This window comes from Rossellomorea marisflavi, assembly GCF_009806575.1.
Classification (GTDB): domain Bacteria; phylum Bacillota; class Bacilli; order Bacillales; family Bacillaceae_B; genus Rossellomorea; species Rossellomorea marisflavi_A.
Window position 1 is genome coordinate 3,103,752 of sequence record NZ_CP047095.1, and the last position, 16,558, is coordinate 3,120,309.

The 16,558-nt window shown below is 50.1% G+C and carries 15 protein-coding genes and 1 other annotated feature (1 of these 16 running past the window's edge); all 15 genes read right to left on the reverse strand.

Going from position 1 to position 16,558, the window contains the following annotated elements; genetic code table 11:
• Nucleotides 1-24: a binding site (T-box leader), on the reverse strand (it extends 209 nt beyond the left edge of the window).
• A 67-nt stretch (nt 25-91) separates the two neighbouring features.
• The 15 genes from ytxC to D5E69_RS16255 all read right to left on the reverse strand — a co-directional run bounded on the left by ytxC (nt 92) and on the right by D5E69_RS16255 (nt 16,534).
• On the reverse strand, nt 92-940 hold the full coding sequence (gene ytxC, locus D5E69_RS16185; protein WP_053072486.1) for a sporulation protein YtxC: 849 nt from the start codon (nt 938-940) through the stop codon (nt 92-94).
• A gap of 419 nt (nt 941-1,359) precedes the next feature.
• Complete coding sequence (gene dnaI / locus D5E69_RS16190; RefSeq protein ID WP_048006316.1) at nt 1,360-2,286, reverse strand: primosomal protein DnaI; 927 nt, start codon at nt 2,284-2,286, stop codon at nt 1,360-1,362.
• Nucleotides 2,287-2,295: 9 nt separating this feature from the next.
• Nucleotides 2,296-3,681: a replication initiation and membrane attachment family protein gene (locus D5E69_RS16195; RefSeq protein WP_347566701.1), complete on the reverse strand. Its 1,386-nt coding sequence runs from the start codon at nt 3,679-3,681 to the stop codon at nt 2,296-2,298.
• A gap of 63 nt (nt 3,682-3,744) precedes the next feature.
• Complete coding sequence (gene nrdR, locus D5E69_RS16200; RefSeq protein WP_048006317.1) at nt 3,745-4,200, reverse strand: transcriptional regulator NrdR; 456 nt, start codon at nt 4,198-4,200, stop codon at nt 3,745-3,747.
• Between the two features lie 73 nt (nt 4,201-4,273).
• Nucleotides 4,274-4,654 carry a hypothetical protein gene (locus D5E69_RS16205; RefSeq protein WP_048006318.1) on the reverse strand — a complete coding sequence of 127 codons (381 nt, stop codon included), beginning with the start codon at nt 4,652-4,654 and terminating at the stop codon, nt 4,274-4,276.
• A 133-nt stretch (nt 4,655-4,787) separates the two neighbouring features.
• Complete coding sequence (gene speD / locus D5E69_RS16210; RefSeq protein ID WP_048006319.1) at nt 4,788-5,168, reverse strand: adenosylmethionine decarboxylase; 381 nt, start codon at nt 5,166-5,168, stop codon at nt 4,788-4,790.
• A 441-nt stretch (nt 5,169-5,609) separates the two neighbouring features.
• Nucleotides 5,610-6,638, reverse strand: coding sequence for a glyceraldehyde-3-phosphate dehydrogenase (locus D5E69_RS16215; RefSeq protein ID WP_048006321.1), 1,029 nt, complete (start codon nt 6,636-6,638; stop codon nt 5,610-5,612).
• A gap of 224 nt (nt 6,639-6,862) precedes the next feature.
• Nucleotides 6,863-7,465, reverse strand: a complete 603-nt coding sequence (gene coaE / locus D5E69_RS16220; protein WP_048012719.1) for a dephospho-CoA kinase — start codon at nt 7,463-7,465, stop codon at nt 6,863-6,865.
• Between the two features lie 31 nt (nt 7,466-7,496).
• Nucleotides 7,497-8,132: a sporulation membrane protein YtaF gene (gene ytaF / locus D5E69_RS16225; RefSeq protein WP_048006322.1), complete on the reverse strand. Its 636-nt coding sequence runs from the start codon at nt 8,130-8,132 to the stop codon at nt 7,497-7,499.
• Between the two features lie 63 nt (nt 8,133-8,195).
• Nucleotides 8,196-9,023: a DNA-formamidopyrimidine glycosylase gene (mutM, locus tag D5E69_RS16230; protein WP_048012673.1), complete on the reverse strand. Its 828-nt coding sequence runs from the start codon at nt 9,021-9,023 to the stop codon at nt 8,196-8,198.
• 15 nt (nt 9,024-9,038) lie between these two features.
• On the reverse strand, nt 9,039-11,669 hold the full coding sequence (gene polA, locus D5E69_RS16235) for a DNA polymerase I (RefSeq protein WP_048012674.1): 2,631 nt from the start codon (nt 11,667-11,669) through the stop codon (nt 9,039-9,041).
• 234 nt (nt 11,670-11,903) lie between these two features.
• Nucleotides 11,904-12,839, reverse strand: a complete 936-nt coding sequence (gene hflC / locus D5E69_RS16240) for a protease modulator HflC (protein WP_048006325.1) — start codon at nt 12,837-12,839, stop codon at nt 11,904-11,906.
• The gene (gene hflK / locus D5E69_RS16245; protein ID WP_048006326.1) at nt 12,832-13,803 is read right to left on the reverse strand and encodes an FtsH protease activity modulator HflK; all 972 of its coding nucleotides are present in this window, start codon (nt 13,801-13,803) and stop codon (nt 12,832-12,834) included. The genes hflC and hflK overlap by 8 nt, the downstream gene beginning before the upstream one ends.
• A gap of 227 nt (nt 13,804-14,030) precedes the next feature.
• Entirely contained in the window at nt 14,031-15,818 is a 1,788-nt protein-coding gene (gene pnpS / locus D5E69_RS16250; protein ID WP_048006327.1) for a two-component system histidine kinase PnpS, read from the reverse strand.
• The gene (locus tag D5E69_RS16255; protein WP_048012676.1) at nt 15,815-16,534 is read right to left on the reverse strand and encodes a response regulator transcription factor; all 720 of its coding nucleotides are present in this window, start codon (nt 16,532-16,534) and stop codon (nt 15,815-15,817) included. Before D5E69_RS16255 ends, pnpS begins: the two co-directional genes overlap by 4 nt.
• Between the last annotated feature and the right edge of the window lie 24 nt (nt 16,535-16,558).

Below are 16,558 nucleotides of genomic sequence, written 5' to 3' on the forward strand. Positions count from 1 at the left end.
TGTTGTCCTCATCATAACCTGTTTGTATGCACATAGTATGTAGGTATTATAATCGGTTATGTTACGAAAAGCAAGAGGGCGTCATCCATTCCTATTCGTTGGCAAGATCGAGGGGGATGCACGGATCCGGGAAGTAGCTGACCGGAAGGATATCCAGTCGATCTTCAAAAATATTCCTCAGGGTGGTGACGATCTTCTCCTCTTCCGAGCCGTATACAAAGATGCTTCTCGGTGCCAGCGACAGCAACGGAGCGATGGTGGAGGAGTCTACATACAGGGGATGCTGAAAGAACAATCGTTTGTCGATGGCGTTCATCAGCTCTTCCTTCGTCACCTCTGCATAGTGGCCATCGAAAAAACGAAATCCCGTACTGGAAGGATACAAATGGATCGTATCGGTCCTCTGTCCCCTTGAAGCGAGATACTCCCTCAGCATCTGGATGAATACTTGATATTCCTGTTCCATCTTATACTCATCTATCGCCAGGCCGAGCATTTCCCTCCACTTGTCCTGGAGTTTCTTCAGCCTGAAGGTGGCGAAAGCATCAAATGTGACTGGTTCCGGATGGCCGAGGAGGTTCTGCACTTCTTCCAATACGTGCCCCCACTCATCCCAGTCGGTCAAGAGCTCCGTCAGTTCCGGCCGTTCGCCGCTTCGCATCTCGGAAATGATGGCGCAGATCTGACCCACTTCCTCCGGATCATCGTAATAGTAATCCGTTCTCAGGGCCTCTTCCGTCCATCCCTTCCACATCTCGTTGATGATGAAGGTTGTCAGGCATGTTTTAAGCCTGGCCATTTCACGCCCGGTCTTCGCTTCTATCGTAATCGCATAGTGGCTGCTTCTTTCAATCCGCGTTTCCTTTATCCAGGATGGTGCACCCAGATGCTTTTGACATCGCAGTGCATCAGCCTCTCGTCTGAAAATCAATTCTACCAATCGATCCCGCCTCCTTATAGCCATTTCCCTGCTTTATGTATATGGGGGCCTGGTCAAATTAGAAGTCGGGGATGAATAATTTTACCGGACTTATCCGGGGCGGACTCGTTTTCCGGACCACGCAAAGGAGGTTGGGACAAAACGAAAAGGGTACCCTTTCATGACGAAGACGAGCAGTGCAGGCTCTTAATGCCGCTCATGATTTCCGTTTCCACAGGCGGCCCGTGAGCATGACTGTGGGGTCTCACGTAAGCCACTCTTCCCGCGGGAGTTCTTGTCCTTCAACCGCTAGGAACAAGTAACTAGTCATGTTCATGAAATAAATTAAAACCCGAACTTCTTTGCCTGATCGTAGACAAATGAATTCGGGTTTTACTATGACTAAAACACTTTTGTACCAGCCTCTCTCGTGGTGCAGCCTATTCCCGCCTGTTGCGTCCGTCGATCAGAACGGGAGCGGCCAGGTACTTGATCCTTTCCATGATCCTCGCGGCTTTCAGTTTTTCCTCTTCACCACGCTGTGAATAGGTAAGATGATGGGTCAACTCGCTATGGTTGAAATTGGAGGTGAAGAAGGTCGGCAGGTTTTCAAGCATCCTGTACTGCAGGATCGTACCGAGGATCTCATCCCGCCCCCAGCTCGACATCGTTTCCGCCCCGATATCATCGAGCATGAGGATCGGAGCCGTTTTGACGGCATCCAATTTTTCATTGGTTGTATGATCCCCGAGGGACTGCTTGATTTCACGGAAGAACTCCGGAACATAGACAATCATGGACGAGATCTTCTTCTCGGCGAGCTCATTGGCGATCGCACCGAGGAGATACGACTTTCCGACACCGAATTTCCCATAAAAATAAAGGCCCTTCATCTTCTTGCCTTCTTCGTAATCGCGTACGAAGGCCATGGCCTGACGGATTGCTTCCACCCTTCCCTTGGAATCGGGCTCGAGGTCCGTGAAGGAGGCATGCAGGATATCTTTCGGCACGTACAGACTCTTGATCAAACGCTGAGAACTTGTCCGTTCGTCGTGCACGACCTTCCTGGGACAGCGATGATACTCGATATCGATGACACGGCCCCTCACGACTAGATGGGGCTCATATCCCTCCATCATATTCTTGCACTCAGCCAGCGACGGACATCCGCTGCATTCCTTGCTCTGGGAAATGTATTCATATAATTTCATGAGATTCGCATCGATCACATCCGCAGGGACATCCTCCTTCCTGACGAAATCCTTCACATCGGGATTCGCCAGGATCTCTTTTCTCATTGCGTCATACCGCTCTTGAAAAGAACCGGATGCAGCAAGCCTCTTGAGTGTATGGTTGATTCTTTCCATCTTTTTCACCTACTTCCGAAAATTCTTCAATTCTTCTTCGAGTTTTCTTTTTTCGGCTTCCAGGTCATAGGTTTCCCCGTTCTGACTTTTCGCCTCGCCTTTCTCATCTTCCTGGAACCAATCAGGCAGTTTCTCTGTCCTGATCGGCTTCCTTCGGGTGGTCCGCTTTTCATTTTTCCCTGACGCCCACTCCATGTATTGCTTGTGTTCATTCTTGGCAAGCTCCATCGCTTCCCCGGCCGTGCTCACTTTCTTCCGGGCCCAATGGGAAGCGATCTTCTCCATATACCCTTTCGTCAGCTTCATATCCGTCTTCAGCAGCACATACTGGATCAGGACATTAATGACGGGAAGCGGCAGTTTCTGTGTCATGATGATCTCTTCGACAACTTGAAGATCCGAATTCGATGCGGCACTCCCATTGGAAATGTCAGCAAGGACATCCTTTGGCGATGTGCTTTCGAGATACTCCAGAAGCTCCTCTTCCCTCGACAACGGTTTGGATGCTTCCTTCTTCACCGGTCTAGCTTTCGGTGTCAGGTCGGGCAGTTCATCGCCGGTTTGCAGCTGATACCAATCCCGGGCCGATTTCCGTAACTGCTCAACATCAATCGCCTCATCCGAATCAAGGGAGCCAAGAAGGATGTTTTTCATCTGTAGGGGACCGATTCCGTAGAGATAGCTTAGCTTCAAGATCGTTTCCTTCACGACAGGAGTGAAGGCCCTCCTCGGCACCATGGATTCTGAAAGTCCGTTGAGCAGCAGGCTGAAATCAAAGTCGATATCATCCATTGGAGGTCCTTCGTTCTTCCCATAGCCGATATATGCCTTCTCCCCATTCGTCAACGAGCCGTCATTGGCCTCATGGCGAAGGAAGTCGATGCTGTTCTCCGAAGAGAAAACGTCCTGAAACGAGCGGGTGACATTTGTAAAGCTGTCTGATTCCATCCCGCGATCAGTGAACGATTCTTTCAGGCGCAGGTAGTGGGAGCGGCCAATTTTCCTGAACAGATACACATTCAGCATGCCATCTGTGAAAAAATCATTCGGAAGCAGCGGGGGCTGCAGTTCATAAATGAAGCTCCGCTCGTTTTCCCCTTTCTTCGCGTACGTCTTAAGGAGGCCGATCCCTTCGAGCTTCATACGCGCTTCATGGATTTCCTGAAGATTCATGGACAGGATATTCATCAAATGATAATGGTTCGAAGGCGCAGACCACAACCTGCTTTCTTCCACCTCTCCCCACAGGCTCATATACAGGCTGTAGGAAACCGGACCGATAAGGGGCTGATATAAGAATGTGATGATCTTTCTCTCAAATTCCTGCAGGAGCCCGTTGGTGCAGACCGTATAATGATCCACAGGCTGAATTTCATTCCAGTGATTCTTCATCATTGACCTCTACCTTTCGACACATAAGAGAAAAAGAGCCAAAGATGGACTCTTCAGCTCGGCCTTTCACTCTTTTTTGATCAGTTCTTTAAGTTCATCTATGAACACATTGATATCCTTGAATTGTCTGTATACCGAAGCAAACCGGACGTAAGCGACTTCGTCGACCTGCGCCAGGCGATCCATGACCATCTCACCCACTTTAACGGACTCGACCTCGGACACCCCTTGGTTCCGGAGGTCCTTTTCAATGTCCAGGGAGAGCTTCTCGAGCGTCTCCAATGGAACCGGACGTTTCTCGCATGCCTTAATAAGACCGCGGAGGATCTTTTCTCTGCTGAACTCTTCCCGCAGGCCTTCCTTCTTCACCACAATCAAAGGCAGTTCTTCCACCTTTTCGAACGTGGTGAACCGGAACGCGCACACTTCACATTCTCTTCTTCTCCTGATGGAACGCCCTTCATCAGCCGGACGCGAATCCACCACCCGGGTGCCGTTATTTTGGCAGGACGGACATTTCATACTATCAGCTCCGTTATGCTAAACTCATTTACACTTATGATATAGAAAAGTGGTGCTCACCACAAGTTCTTCGCTATCTCACCCTCGTCAATTTCCCGTCCAGGACATCGTAATAATTCTTGATCTGCGCCTTCAGGACGGAATACGTGCCGAGGATCTTTCCTTTATCCGTACTCAGTTTGAAATCGACCGCCGTCTCGAGCGGCCTCACCCCGATGACCGTCGCCACTATGAACAGCTGCGGGGTCCCGTTCTTCCGGATTGTGATCTCTCCCCTGTCCTTCGATTCGGATAGGATATCGTACTGGGAAGATGAGAACAATTCGAGGACGGCATTGAATGTCCCATTTTGCATGGATTTATAATAATGGGTCTGCAGGACTTCTTCTTCCTGCTTATCCGATGTTTCACATTCCGATTGAAAACGTTTCAACAAGGTCTTGATTCCGCTCATGATCATTTTCCTCCCTTTGTATACCCTCATTTTACACGAAAACATGAGGATTGAAAATGGAGACATTGAAAGCGGGAACAACCTCAATAAAAAAAGAGATGCATGAGTCATGCACCTCTTGAAGATTCAACTATTAGAGCGCCTGAGCCTGTGATTTCTTCACCTGTACAGGTCCCATGCCGCGCGGAAGTTCGATTGTTTCACGGGTATCAGCACCCAGTGCTTCAGCTATATATTCTGCAGCGATGTTCGGATCTAGATCTCCGCATGTATACACATCGATGCTGGCATATCCATGTTCAGGAAAGCTGTGGATGGTCAGGTGGGATTCAGAGATGATCACCACTCCGCTCACGCCTTGTGGAGCAAATTTGTGAAAGGCCACTTCACGGATTTCAGCACCTGATTTAAGAGCTGCATCCACAAACGTTTTTTCAATTCCTACTACATCATTCAACTTTTCAAAATCGCAACCCCATAGTTCAGAGATTACATGACGACCCATTGTTTCCATTGATCGTTTCCCCCTTTGACATAATTTTTTTCGTCAAAATGAACAAGTCCCTTGGCAAAATCTTAACCACCACGGGGGAAAGTTAGTCCGAAGAGGTCCTAACCCTTTAAGTAGTTAACTCAGTAATCATTTGCTGTTAAGAAGTTCACGAAAAATAGTATACTTTGTTTAAACTCCATTTGCAATAAATTTTCAAAAGTTTTTTCATAGGGCCATTCCGGCATTCGGGCTGCAGGGAAATCCGTGATCCCGTAGTGAAAGCCTGTAAATCGCAAGGCGCTCCTTGCATGTGGGACTCTCGGGTCCCCTATGCGTTTTGATGGAGCGGGCGGGCAGGTGGACCCGGGTTGGATCCCGGACCCCGTCATGGAATTTGAGCACAAAAAAGAACGCATCCACGATGCGTCCCGATGTTCATTCATTCTTTTTATGTTGGTTCTTTCAAACATTGACCCCGGCTGCAGCCTCCATCTTGGATGCCGTGAACCGGACAAGATCGACGACCCGGCAGGAGTAGCCCCATTCATTATCGTACCATGCAAGCACCTTGACTTTGCGATCATCCATCACCATGGTGGAGAGGCCGTCAATGATGGCAGAGTGGGGATTGGTGTTGAAATCGATGGACACGAGCGGCTCCGTCGTGAATTCAACGATTCCATGCATGGAACCGAGTGAGGCAGCCGTGAAAGCATCATTGATTTCCTCGACCGTCACGTCCCTTTTCACATCGACCACAAGGTCCACAAGGGATACATTCGGCGTCGGGACGCGGAGCGCCATCCCGTGCAGCTTGCCCTTCAACTCCGGCATGACGAGGGCCAACGCCTTCGCTGCACCTGTCGTCGTCGGGATGATGGATTGACCGCACGCTCTCGCCCTCCGAAGGTCCTTATGGGGATTATCGATATTCTTTTGATCATTCGTATACGCATGCACCGTGGTCATCAGACCGTTTTCAATGCCGAACTGCTCGTGAAGCACTTTTGCCACAGGTGCCAGGCAGTTTGTCGTGCATGATGCATTGGAAATCACATGATGCTCATCGATATCGAGAGCGTCTTCGTTGACCCCCATCACGATGGTAACGTCTTCATTTTTACCCGGGGCGGTCAGAATCACCTTTCTCGCACCAGCGTCCAGATGCAGGGCCGCTTTCTCCCTGGAGTTGAACTTGCCTGTCGCTTCGATGACGATATCCACATTCAATTCCGCCCATGGCAAGGCAGCAGGATCACGGTTGCTCAGGAGCCGCACCGTCTTTCCATTGACAATGAGGGAATCCTCCCCGATTGCCACTTCTGCTTTGAACGTACCGTGGTTGGTATCATACTTGATCAGGTGAGCCAGTGTTTCTGCCGGATAGCTCGCATTGATGGCCACGACTTCCAAGTCATCCTCCATAATCGCCTTCCTGAATACCATTCTCCCAATTCGACCAAATCCATTGATTGCCACTCTCGCCATCATATATCCTGCTCCCCTCTATATTAATGTTATACTCATATGTTATTTTCTAAAAATAGTATAACATATTGAACGGAATTGACCATATGGTTTTGTGTAAATTCGAAATGTTGTAACATTCTGATAACGCTTTCTTTTATTCTTATTTCTCAAAGCTTGGTTAAAGTCCATTAAGCTCCTCCGTAAAGATAGAAAAAGCCGCCGGACATATCCCGGCGGGCTTCACTTTACGGCTTCAATCCCCATGTAGCAAGTAGCTCTTCCACCTGCTTCAAGGTATCTTCCACCGAACCATTATTATCGATGACTGCATCTGCCTTTTCGGCTTTTTCCTTCAAAGGGAGCTGCGAGGAGATGCGGGCTGCCGCTTCTTGTTCAGACAGCCGGTTCCGCTTCATCAATCGATCGAGCTGCACGTCTTCTTCGACGGCGACGACGACCGTCCGATCCACCATCCATGTCAGGTCACTTTCAAATAGAAGGGGAATATCCATGATGATCGTCTGTTTTCCGTTTTCAATGGCCTCGTCTTTATGCGCGAGCATCATGCTCCGCACGGCCGGATGCACGATCCCATTCAGGAGATTCCGTTTCGTCGGGTCATTAAAGATGATGGCCCCGAGCCCGGCACGGTCGATCTGGCCGTTTTCCTGAAGGATGCCCTTGCCGAATGCATCGACGATGGCGAGGTATGCGGGTTGCCCGACTTCCACCACCATGCGTGCTGCAAGATCTGCATCGATGATAATGTACCCCTTTTCTTTCAGAAATGCTGATACTGTACTTTTACCGCTTGCAATACCGCCCGTCAGTCCAATGATGGTTGCCACTTTCATCGATCCTTTCGTTCAGCACCATTCCCTAGAACCGCATAATCCCCAGACAGATCAATAGGACTCCAGGCAGGAAGGCGACCCGCTGGATCCATCTGATATGAGAGAAGTAGACGCCCAACTGCAATCCGCAGGTGAGGAAGATGAAACTCATGGAGAAGATGGCGATGGCAAGTGGAAAAGGAGAATAATTCAAAAGCGCGGCCCCGAGCCCTGCACCGAACGAATCAAGGGAAAGGGCTATGCCGAGCATGAATGCTTCTACGCCGGTGATGGTTCCGGAGCGGTCGAAATCGGCCGTCAACGGACGCCTCATGATCTGGATCACGAGGCCGATCGATTTGATTTCCACATTGATCAAGGTCTTTTCTTTCTCTTCCACTTGCGTTTCCTTCTCCGGTCTGAAGAACTGATAGAGCACCGCGAGTCCGATGGCCACCAGGATCAATCCTCCGATCCTCCCAGCCCATTCGGGTGAAAGGATGACAGAGATCGCCTGCCCCATGAACATGGCGATCAATAAGCATAATGCAGAGCATAAGGAAATGATGGTGATTGATTTTATAGGTATTTTGACTTTTCGTAATCCATATGTCAGTCCCGTACTGAAATTATCAAGGCTTACAGCAAATGCCAGCAGGAGTAAGGAGAAAAGTGTGTTCATTCTGACAGCCCTCCCAATCGTCAATACAATACTATATGGTATGGGCTTATCAGATGTTAAATGTTAGGGGCGCTGGCAGTGGGGACAATAATGCGTCCCTCGACCCGCCGATACTTTTTTCTCGATCGGCGTACCGCATGTCCTGCAAGCCTCTCCATTCCTGCTGTACACATACAGGTTCTGCTGGAACATCCCCATCTGCCCCTGAGAGTTCACATAGGAGCGGATCGTGCTTCCCCCCATATCCACTGCTTCCCTGAGGGTGGCAATGATGCTGTGATGCAGATCTGCTACTTCATCCACGGTCAGGGATGATGCCTTCCGGTCGGGATGGATCCCCGACCGGAATAACGCTTCATCCACATAAATATTCCCGAGTCCCACCATGACGGTCTGATCGAGGAGGACCGCCTTGACGATCCTTGAGGTACCGGCGAACTTCCCGTGAAGGTAGTCCGGCGTGAAGGCTTCTTCAAACGGTTCGGGTCCAAGCTGCAGAAGGGGAAGATGAAGAAGTTCTTCCCCTTTCTTGAACAGATGCATCGTCCCGAATTTCCGTACGTCTCGGTATCTCAATTCCGTTCCATCCGTGAAGGTGAATACCACATGGGTATGCTTCTCCACAGGCTCTTCCTTTTGATGAAGGGCATACTTCCCCTCCATCCTCAAGTGGGAGACAAGGGAGACATCATTCAGGTAGAAGATCAGAAACTTCCCCCGTCGCCCCATACCCAGGATTTCCTGACCTTTCAGGGAGTCGGTGAATTGAGCCGTCTCGGATGGTTCCTTGATCATCTTCGGCCAGCTCACGGCCACCTCTTTGATTGTCTTTCCTACTACGAGGACCTCCAATGTCCTTCTGACTGTTTCTACTTCTGGAAGTTCAGGCACCGGTCCTACTCCTCTCTATTTTGCATCGTACCATGTGTCGCCATAGGAATAGTCCACTTTGAGGGGCACTTCAAGCTCCATTGTCTGCTCCATGACTTCCGGTACGATTTTCTCCAGTATCTCGATTTCATCCTTCGGCGCTTCGAAGATCAGTTCATCGTGCACTTGAAGGAGAAGGCGTGATTTCAGATTTTCCTGTTCAAGTCGGGCTGCCATATCGATCATCGCTTTTTTGATGATGTCGGCTGCACTCCCCTGAATCGGTGTGTTCATCGCCGTACGCTCAGCAAAGCTCCGCAGATTGAAGTTCCGGCTCGTGATTTCTGGGAGGTATCGCCTGCGTTTGAGCAGGGTCGTGACATAGCCTTTCTGCTTGGCATCCTGCACGATGTCCTCCATATAATCCTTCACTCCCGGGAAGCTTTCAAGGTATTTGTTGATGAACTCACCGGCTTCTTTCCGTGTGATATCCAGGCTCTGTGATAGACCGTAGTCACTGATCCCGTACACGATCCCGAAGTTGACGGCTTTCGCATGCCGCCTCATATTCGATGTAACGTCTTCTTTCGCCACTCCGAAGACGTCCATCGCCGTCTTTGTATGGATGTCCATATCGTTCCGGAAGGCTTCGATCAGCTTTTCATCCTTTGCGATATGGGCGAGGACGCGTAGCTCGATCTGGGAGTAATCCGCTGCGAACATCACCCAGCCTTCTTCTGATGGGATGAACGCCTGTCTGATTTTGCGGCCTTCTTCCAGCCTGATCGGGATATTCTGAAGGTTCGGATCCGTCGAGCTGAGGCGTCCCGTCTGGGTGAGGGCCTGGTTGAAGCGCGTATGGATCTTACCGGTTTCCTCATGCACCACTTTCAGCAATCCTTCAAGGTATGTGGACTGCAGCTTTCCAAGCTGACGATAGTGGAGTATGTAGTCGATGATCTCATGCTTCGACTGCAGCTTCTCCAATACATCGGCAGACGTGGAGTAGCCGGTCTTCGTCTTCTTGATGACAGGCAGCCCCAGCTTATCGAACAGGACCACGCCGAGCTGCTTGGGAGAATTGATGTTGAAGCTTTCCCCTGCGAGCTCGTGGATTTTGCGCTCCAGTTCAACAAGGCGATCGGCGAGTTCGTCCTTCATTTCATTCAAGCGATCACAGTCGACCTTCACCCCGGTATGCTCCATCTCGGCCAGGATCAGGGCGAGGGGAAGCTCCAGATCGGTAAACAATTCTTTTTGATTGTTCTCCTCGAGCTCGTCCATGCATGTCGCCTTCAAGGTCGAGAGAACGAACGCCTTCCTGGCGATGTGTTCAGACAGCACATCAAGATCCGGTACCTTCTGTTTCGCTCCCTTGCCGAAGACAGCTTCATCGGATTTCATGCCTGCCTGTCCGTGGCCTTTGGCAATCGTGGCGAAATCCTCACTCGATTCAGAAGGATTGATGATATAGGACGCGAGCAAGAGGTCGAAATCGATTCCCTCGATCTCGATGCCTTCCCTCAGGAAGGATACGATCGTTTCTTTAGCGTTGTAGACGTGCTTGACGGATGTCCCGTCCTCCGCCCATTCCTTGAACGCAGGGGATGCTGCCGCTGCTTCCATCGAAAAGAAATAGGTTCCCTTTTCGTTGTGGAGACCGATCCCGATGACCTTGCCTGTATGATAATTATCCTCGAGCATTTCAATATAGAGGGAACTCTCCCGGGCAAGATAATCCGCTTTGATCTCTTCCAGTACTTCGAATGCGATCTCCTCTTGTTCCACCGTTTCTTCCTCGACGGTTTCCCCCATTTTTTCGAGAAGGGAATTGAAGCCGAGATCCTTGAAGACGGCCTTCAGTTCCTGGGTTTCCTCCCCTTCATACTGGAGGTCATCAAGTCCCACATCCACCGGCGCTTCACGGAGGATCGTCGCCAGTTCCTTGCTCATGATGGCCTGTTCCTTATTCTCTTCAAGCTTTTCCTTCAGCTTCTTCCCGCTCACCTGATCGATGGAAGCGAGGAGCTCCTCAAGCGTTCCGAACTGCTTCAACAGTTTGATTGCCGTCTTCTCACCGACCCCCGGCACGCCAGGGATATTATCCGAGCTGTCACCCATGAGGCCCTTCATATCGATGACGCGATCAGGCGTGATCTCCCACTTTTCCTTGACGTGTTCCGGCGTATAGATTTCAAGATCCGTGATCCCTTTACGCGTGATGCACACCGTCGTTTTATCCGAGCTGAGCTGCGTGAGGTCCTTGTCTCCCGAAAACACCTTTACGTCAAAGCCTTCCGCTTCCGCCCTCAGTGACAGGGTCCCGATGATGTCATCCGCCTCGTAATTTTCCTTTTCGTATCGCTTGATCCCGTATGCATCCAAAAGCTCCCGGATGTAGGGGAATTGTTCCGATAGCTCAGGCGGGGTCTTTTGCCTGCCCCCTTTATATTCCTTGAATGTTTCATGCCTGAAGGTGGTCTTCCCTGCATCGAATGCAACCAGGATATGCGAGGGTTTCTCATCCTCGAGGATCCTTTGAAGCATCGTGGTGAAGCCATAGACGGCGTTCGTATGTACACCTTTATCGTTGTTCAACAGCGGCAGGGCAAAGAATGCGCGATATGCGATACTGTTCCCATCGATCAAGACTAGTTTTTTTGACATGGCGGTACCTCCTGTACGTTCATCACATAAGTATGAACCTTCTCTATACCCATTCTACCATGACCGGGATTGAAAGGAAAAATCCCCACCCCGTCCCGGCAGGAAGGACACGTCGGTAATGGCCCTGCCCATCGTGCTGAAAACGGTTGAGGGCTCCTGGCTACTGCTGGAGCATCCCCTCTCACTTCCTTCATGTGAAGACGAAAAAAAGCCTCCGGACAGGAGGCTCTGCGATCATTCGGTATAGCCCATGAGCAAGCGGGCATACGGTGAATCCGATGGAAGGACGATGACGGTTTCATCATCGATCGTCTTTTTGTAGGTTTCGAGGGTGCGGTACAGATCATAGAATTCAGGATCTTTGGAAAAGGATTGATTGTAGATCTTCGCAGCCTCTGATTCTCCTTCAGCCCTGATGACATTGGCCTCGGTTTCCGCCTTCGCGATGAGCTCCTTCACTTCCCGGTCCGTTTCGGCCGTGATGCTCTGTTTCTCCGCATCCCCTTGGGAAAGGTACTCCTGTGCCTTGGATTCCCGCTCGGAAATCATCCTTGTATAGACGGACTTCTCATTGGCCTCTGGCAGGTCGGTACGTTTGATCCGTACATCTTTGACCACCACCCCGTATTGCTGATTTTCGAGAAGTTCATTGACCTTATCTGTGATCTGGTCGTTCAGGCTCCCTCTGGAGGACTTTTCATCATTGATGACCTCTTCATATTCCAGTTTACCGAGCTCTGCCCTGACCACAGAATAGATGAAGTCCTCCATCTTCGCTTCTGCGTTGATGACATTCCGTGCATTGGAGATCATCTTCAAAGGATCGGTGATCTGCCACACGGCATAGTTATCGATGAGCATCCGCTTTTTATCCTTTGTATTGATCTCGGCCTCGGTCACATCGGACGTCATCTGCCGCTTCGTCAACGTCGTAACCGATTGAATGAAGGGAACCTTTGCCTTCAGACCCGGCTCTTCGTCGATCCGCACCACTTCACCGAACTGACGGACGACCTTGTATTCCCCTTCTTTCACGATATAGACGGAAGTGAAGGCAACCAAGAGAAGTGCAAGGAGTACAACCAGGAATATTCCCGTCCTGACGTAGGGCTTCCAGTCTGTCGGAGGCCGCTCTTTCTTCTCGAATTGATAGACGTTCGGATTACTCATCGGTCTTCGCCTCCTTTTCTTCAGCCTTTTCCTCCGCCTTCGCTTTCCCTTCCATCGGTCGGATCGGGAAATGCTTCAGGGTTTCCCCGTCATCCTTCATAATGTAGATCTCGGCATTCGGCAGGACGGTTTCAAGGCTTTCAAGCACCAGACGCTTCCGTGTGATATCGGGATTGGTTTTGTATTGATCATAGAGCTTATCGAAGACGGCCACATCCCCCCGTGCCTGTTCGATCCTCGCAATCTTCTCGCCCTTTGCCTTGGACATGATCGCCTTCTTCTCTCCCTGCGCTTCATTCATGCGCTGGTTCTGATACTTTTTGGCTTCATTGGTTTTGGTATTCTTCATTTCACGCGCATCGGTGACGGCTGTGAAGGAGGAGCGCACATCTTCATTCGGCAGTTCCACGTCCTGCAGCTTTACACCGATGATGGAAATCCCTATATCATAGTCTTCTATCAGATTGGTCAGAAGGTCTCTGACATCCCCTTCGATTTTAGCCTTACCCGAAGTCAATGCATCATCGATCAGTGAACTCCCGATGATGCTCCTGATGGATGATGATGTGGCATCATAGAGGATTTCCTTCGGGTTTTCTGCATTGAAGAGATAGCCTTCCGGATCCGTGATTTTCCACTGCACAACAAGATCGGCCAGGACGATGTATTCATCACCCGTGATCATTTTGGTTTCTTTCGGGAAATTTTTGATTTCCCCTTCGCTTTCTTCATACCCGAATTGCAGCGTGAACGTTTCCTTCGATAGCGTTTCCACCTGCTGGATCGGCCAAGGCATCTTAAAGTGCAGGCCCGGTTCCACAACTGGATCCCCCGCCTTCCCGAATGTAAGGACAAGCGCCTGTTCCGACTCATCCACCGTGTACCAAGAAGTCACTAGCACCCCGATGAGGATCAGTGCTCCCACCACCATCCCCGTCACCTTATATGTTTGCTTCAAGCTCATGAAATCCCCCCATTTTTGTCAGACCCATTCTACTAATCTATACGGGTCCATCCCTGAAAAGTTTCAGGAATATTACATCGATGGGAAAATTTCCATGCAAAAAGACGAGAACGGGGTCGGTTCTCGTCTTTTCATCAACACCTTGGATGAAGGGGTTTCACTTAGTATCGTATCACCGGTATGTTAACCGGAATTTAACACTTTGTAAATTGATTGTAAAAAAACCATCATTCCCCTTCATGGATGCTCTCATGGAATTGTTTGTTCAGTAGCACCTTGAATGTCGTCCCCTTATTCAGTTCGCTTTCCACTTCGATTTTCGCTTCATGCGCCTCCAGGATGTGCTTGACGATGGCAAGGCCGAGGCCGGTTCCCCCGGAGTTGCGGCTCCTTGCTTTATCAACCCGGTAGAAGCGCTCGAATATGCGCGGAATCTCCTCTTGTGCAATCCCGATGCCGTTATCTTTTATGGACACAAGTACCTGCTTTCCTGCGTCTTCCACTCCGACTTCCACGATCCCGCCTGGGGGAGTGTAGGAAATCGCATTGCTGATCAAGTTGATGAAGACCTGCTTCAACCGGTAGCTGTCCACCTCTGCAAGGACCGGGGATTCATTGTGCACATCCAGGGTGATACCCTTTTCCCTGGCACGCTCGTTCAGGATGGGCAGGATCTCTTCGATGAGTCCGGATATGGATTCCTTTTGAAGGGAGAGCTCGAAACCGCTCTTTTCCACTTTGGACAGCTCCAGGAGATCCTGGATCAGTGATTGAAGACGGTCGCTCTCCTTTAGGATGATGTCGAGGAAGTTCCTCAAGGTGTCCTCATCCTTCATCGCCCCATCGAGGAGCGTTTCAGAGAAGCCCTTGATGGATGTAATCGGCGTCTTCAATTCATGCGACACATTGGCAACAAAATCTTTTCTCATCTGCTCGAGCTTTTTCAGTTCCGTGATATCATGGAAGACCACGACGATCCCCTTCCACACATTGTTGTGACCGATGATCGGGGCCCCGTATACCTCGTAGTGCCTCCGCTCGATCTGGTAAGGAAGCAGGATCTGCTTGCGGACCCGCTTCTCCGTCATGAAGATTTCCTCCACCAGTCGATTCACCTCTTGGAAATGGATCACTTCATGATAGCGTACCTTCCGAAGCTCCTTTTCCTCCAAATTGAAGAATTCCCTGAAGGTGCGGTTAGTCAATACGATAAACCCGCGATGATCGATGAGGAGAAGGGCACTTCCCATATTTTCGATCAGGGTGGTGAGCCGGTCCTGCTGCATTTCCTGGGCATTGACCATTTCCTGGAGGTTACGTGCGAGGATATTGATCGAGGAGCTCAGCATGCTGGTCTCATCGAGTCGATCCTCGAAGGTCCTGGCACGATAATTCCCTTTCGCAAGCTCCATGGCTACATTGGTGGCGGATTCAATCGGTTTTGTATACCGCACGGTGATCCTTGACCCCAAGATGATGATCAGGACCAACGCAAGTACGAGGGAAATCGTCAGGACCAGCCATATCTGCTGGTTCCCTTCTTCGAATTCATCCACCTCGGTACTCATGATAAGGAGTCCGTCGGATTGATTCCCGTTCTGATTGAGGGGATACCAATAGTAACGGAACTCCCTGCCTTCGTCGACCACCTTCTTGTGACGGTCCTTCACATCCCAGTCATCCTTGATGGATGCGATGATCTCCTTCTGCTTCTGATCCCCCAGGGAACCCGGACGTTTCGTATCGTCAATGACCTTCCCGTCCTTATCCAGCAGGGTAATGCGCACATCGAGGATATCGCTGAGCTCATTGATGATGGAGGGATTCGTTCCCTGCAGCGGTCCATTTTCTTCTATTGAATTGGCAAGAAGCCTTGCTTCTTTCTGAATCCTGGAGTTCAGCGTCTCCAGATAAAAATTCTTGAAGATTTGTCCAAGCAGGAGACCCAGCCCGATCAACACGCCGATGATAAGGGTGATGAGCGCCAGAAGAAGCTTCGTCCTGTACTTGGTCATGAGGATTTGGGACCCTCTAATTTATAGCCAAGCCCCCTGATGGTCTTGATGTAGATCGGTTTCTTCGTATTGGTCTCGATTTTCTCCCGGAGATGGCTGATATGCACATCCACGATCCTTGTGTCGCCCGCGAAATCATAATTCCACACCGCGCTCAGGAGCTGGTCTCTTGTCAATACCCGTCCGCGGTTGTCTGTGAGGTAAAGAAGAAGTTCAAATTCCTTCGGCGTCAGTTCAAGGAGTTCACCTTGGAAATACGCTTCATATTGTTCGGGGTACACTTTCAATTCTCCGACTTCCTTGTAATCCACTTCATGGCTTTCGGATTGTTCTTTCACGGCAGCGGATGCCTGGCTCCTTCTCAGGATCGCTTTCACCCTCGCCACCACTTCACGTGGACTGAAGGGCTTCGTCATATAGTCATCGGCACCGAGCTCGAGTCCCAGCACCTTATCGAATTCATCATCCTTTGCCGTCAGCATGAGGATCGGCGTACTGATCTTTCGCTGGCGAAGTTCTTTGCACACTTCGATCCCATCCATGGATGGAAGCATCAAATCAAGGATGATCAGATCGGGTGATTCGGAGACGGCCTTATTCAAGCCTTCCTCTCCGTCGTGTGCCGTCATGACAGCATAACCCGACTGCTCCAGGTTGTATTTTAACAATGTTGCGATCGATTGTTCATCATCCACTACCAGAATGTTTTTGCTCATTGATTATAGGCCTCCAAGAGAATG

Bases quoted from the DNA above. Each gene is read 5' to 3' on its own strand.
- dnaI (WP_048006316.1), bottom strand. From the start codon at position 2,286: ATGGAAAGAATCAACCATACACTCAAGAGGCTTGCTGCATCCGGTTCT.
- D5E69_RS16195 (WP_347566701.1), bottom strand. From the start codon at position 3,681: ATGATGAAGAATCACTGGAATGAAATTCAGCCTGTGGATCATTATACG.
- nrdR (WP_048006317.1), bottom strand. From the start codon at position 4,200: ATGAAATGTCCGTCCTGCCAAAATAACGGCACCCGGGTGGTGGATTCG.
- D5E69_RS16205 (WP_048006318.1), bottom strand. From the start codon at position 4,654: ATGAGCGGAATCAAGACCTTGTTGAAACGTTTTCAATCGGAATGTGAA.
- speD (WP_048006319.1), bottom strand. From the start codon at position 5,168: ATGGAAACAATGGGTCGTCATGTAATCTCTGAACTATGGGGTTGCGAT.
- D5E69_RS16215 (WP_048006321.1), bottom strand. From the start codon at position 6,638: ATGATGGCGAGAGTGGCAATCAATGGATTTGGTCGAATTGGGAGAATG.
- ytaF (WP_048006322.1), bottom strand. From the start codon at position 8,132: ATGAACACACTTTTCTCCTTACTCCTGCTGGCATTTGCTGTAAGCCTT.
- polA (WP_048012674.1), bottom strand. From the start codon at position 11,669: ATGTCAAAAAAACTAGTCTTGATCGATGGGAACAGTATCGCATATCGC.
- hflC (WP_048006325.1), bottom strand. From the start codon at position 12,839: ATGAGTAATCCGAACGTCTATCAATTCGAGAAGAAAGAGCGGCCTCCG.
- hflK (WP_048006326.1), bottom strand. From the start codon at position 13,803: ATGAGCTTGAAGCAAACATATAAGGTGACGGGGATGGTGGTGGGAGCA.
- pnpS (WP_048006327.1), bottom strand. From the start codon at position 15,818: ATGACCAAGTACAGGACGAAGCTTCTTCTGGCGCTCATCACCCTTATC.
- D5E69_RS16255 (WP_048012676.1), bottom strand. From the start codon at position 16,534: ATGAGCAAAAACATTCTGGTAGTGGATGATGAACAATCGATCGCAACA.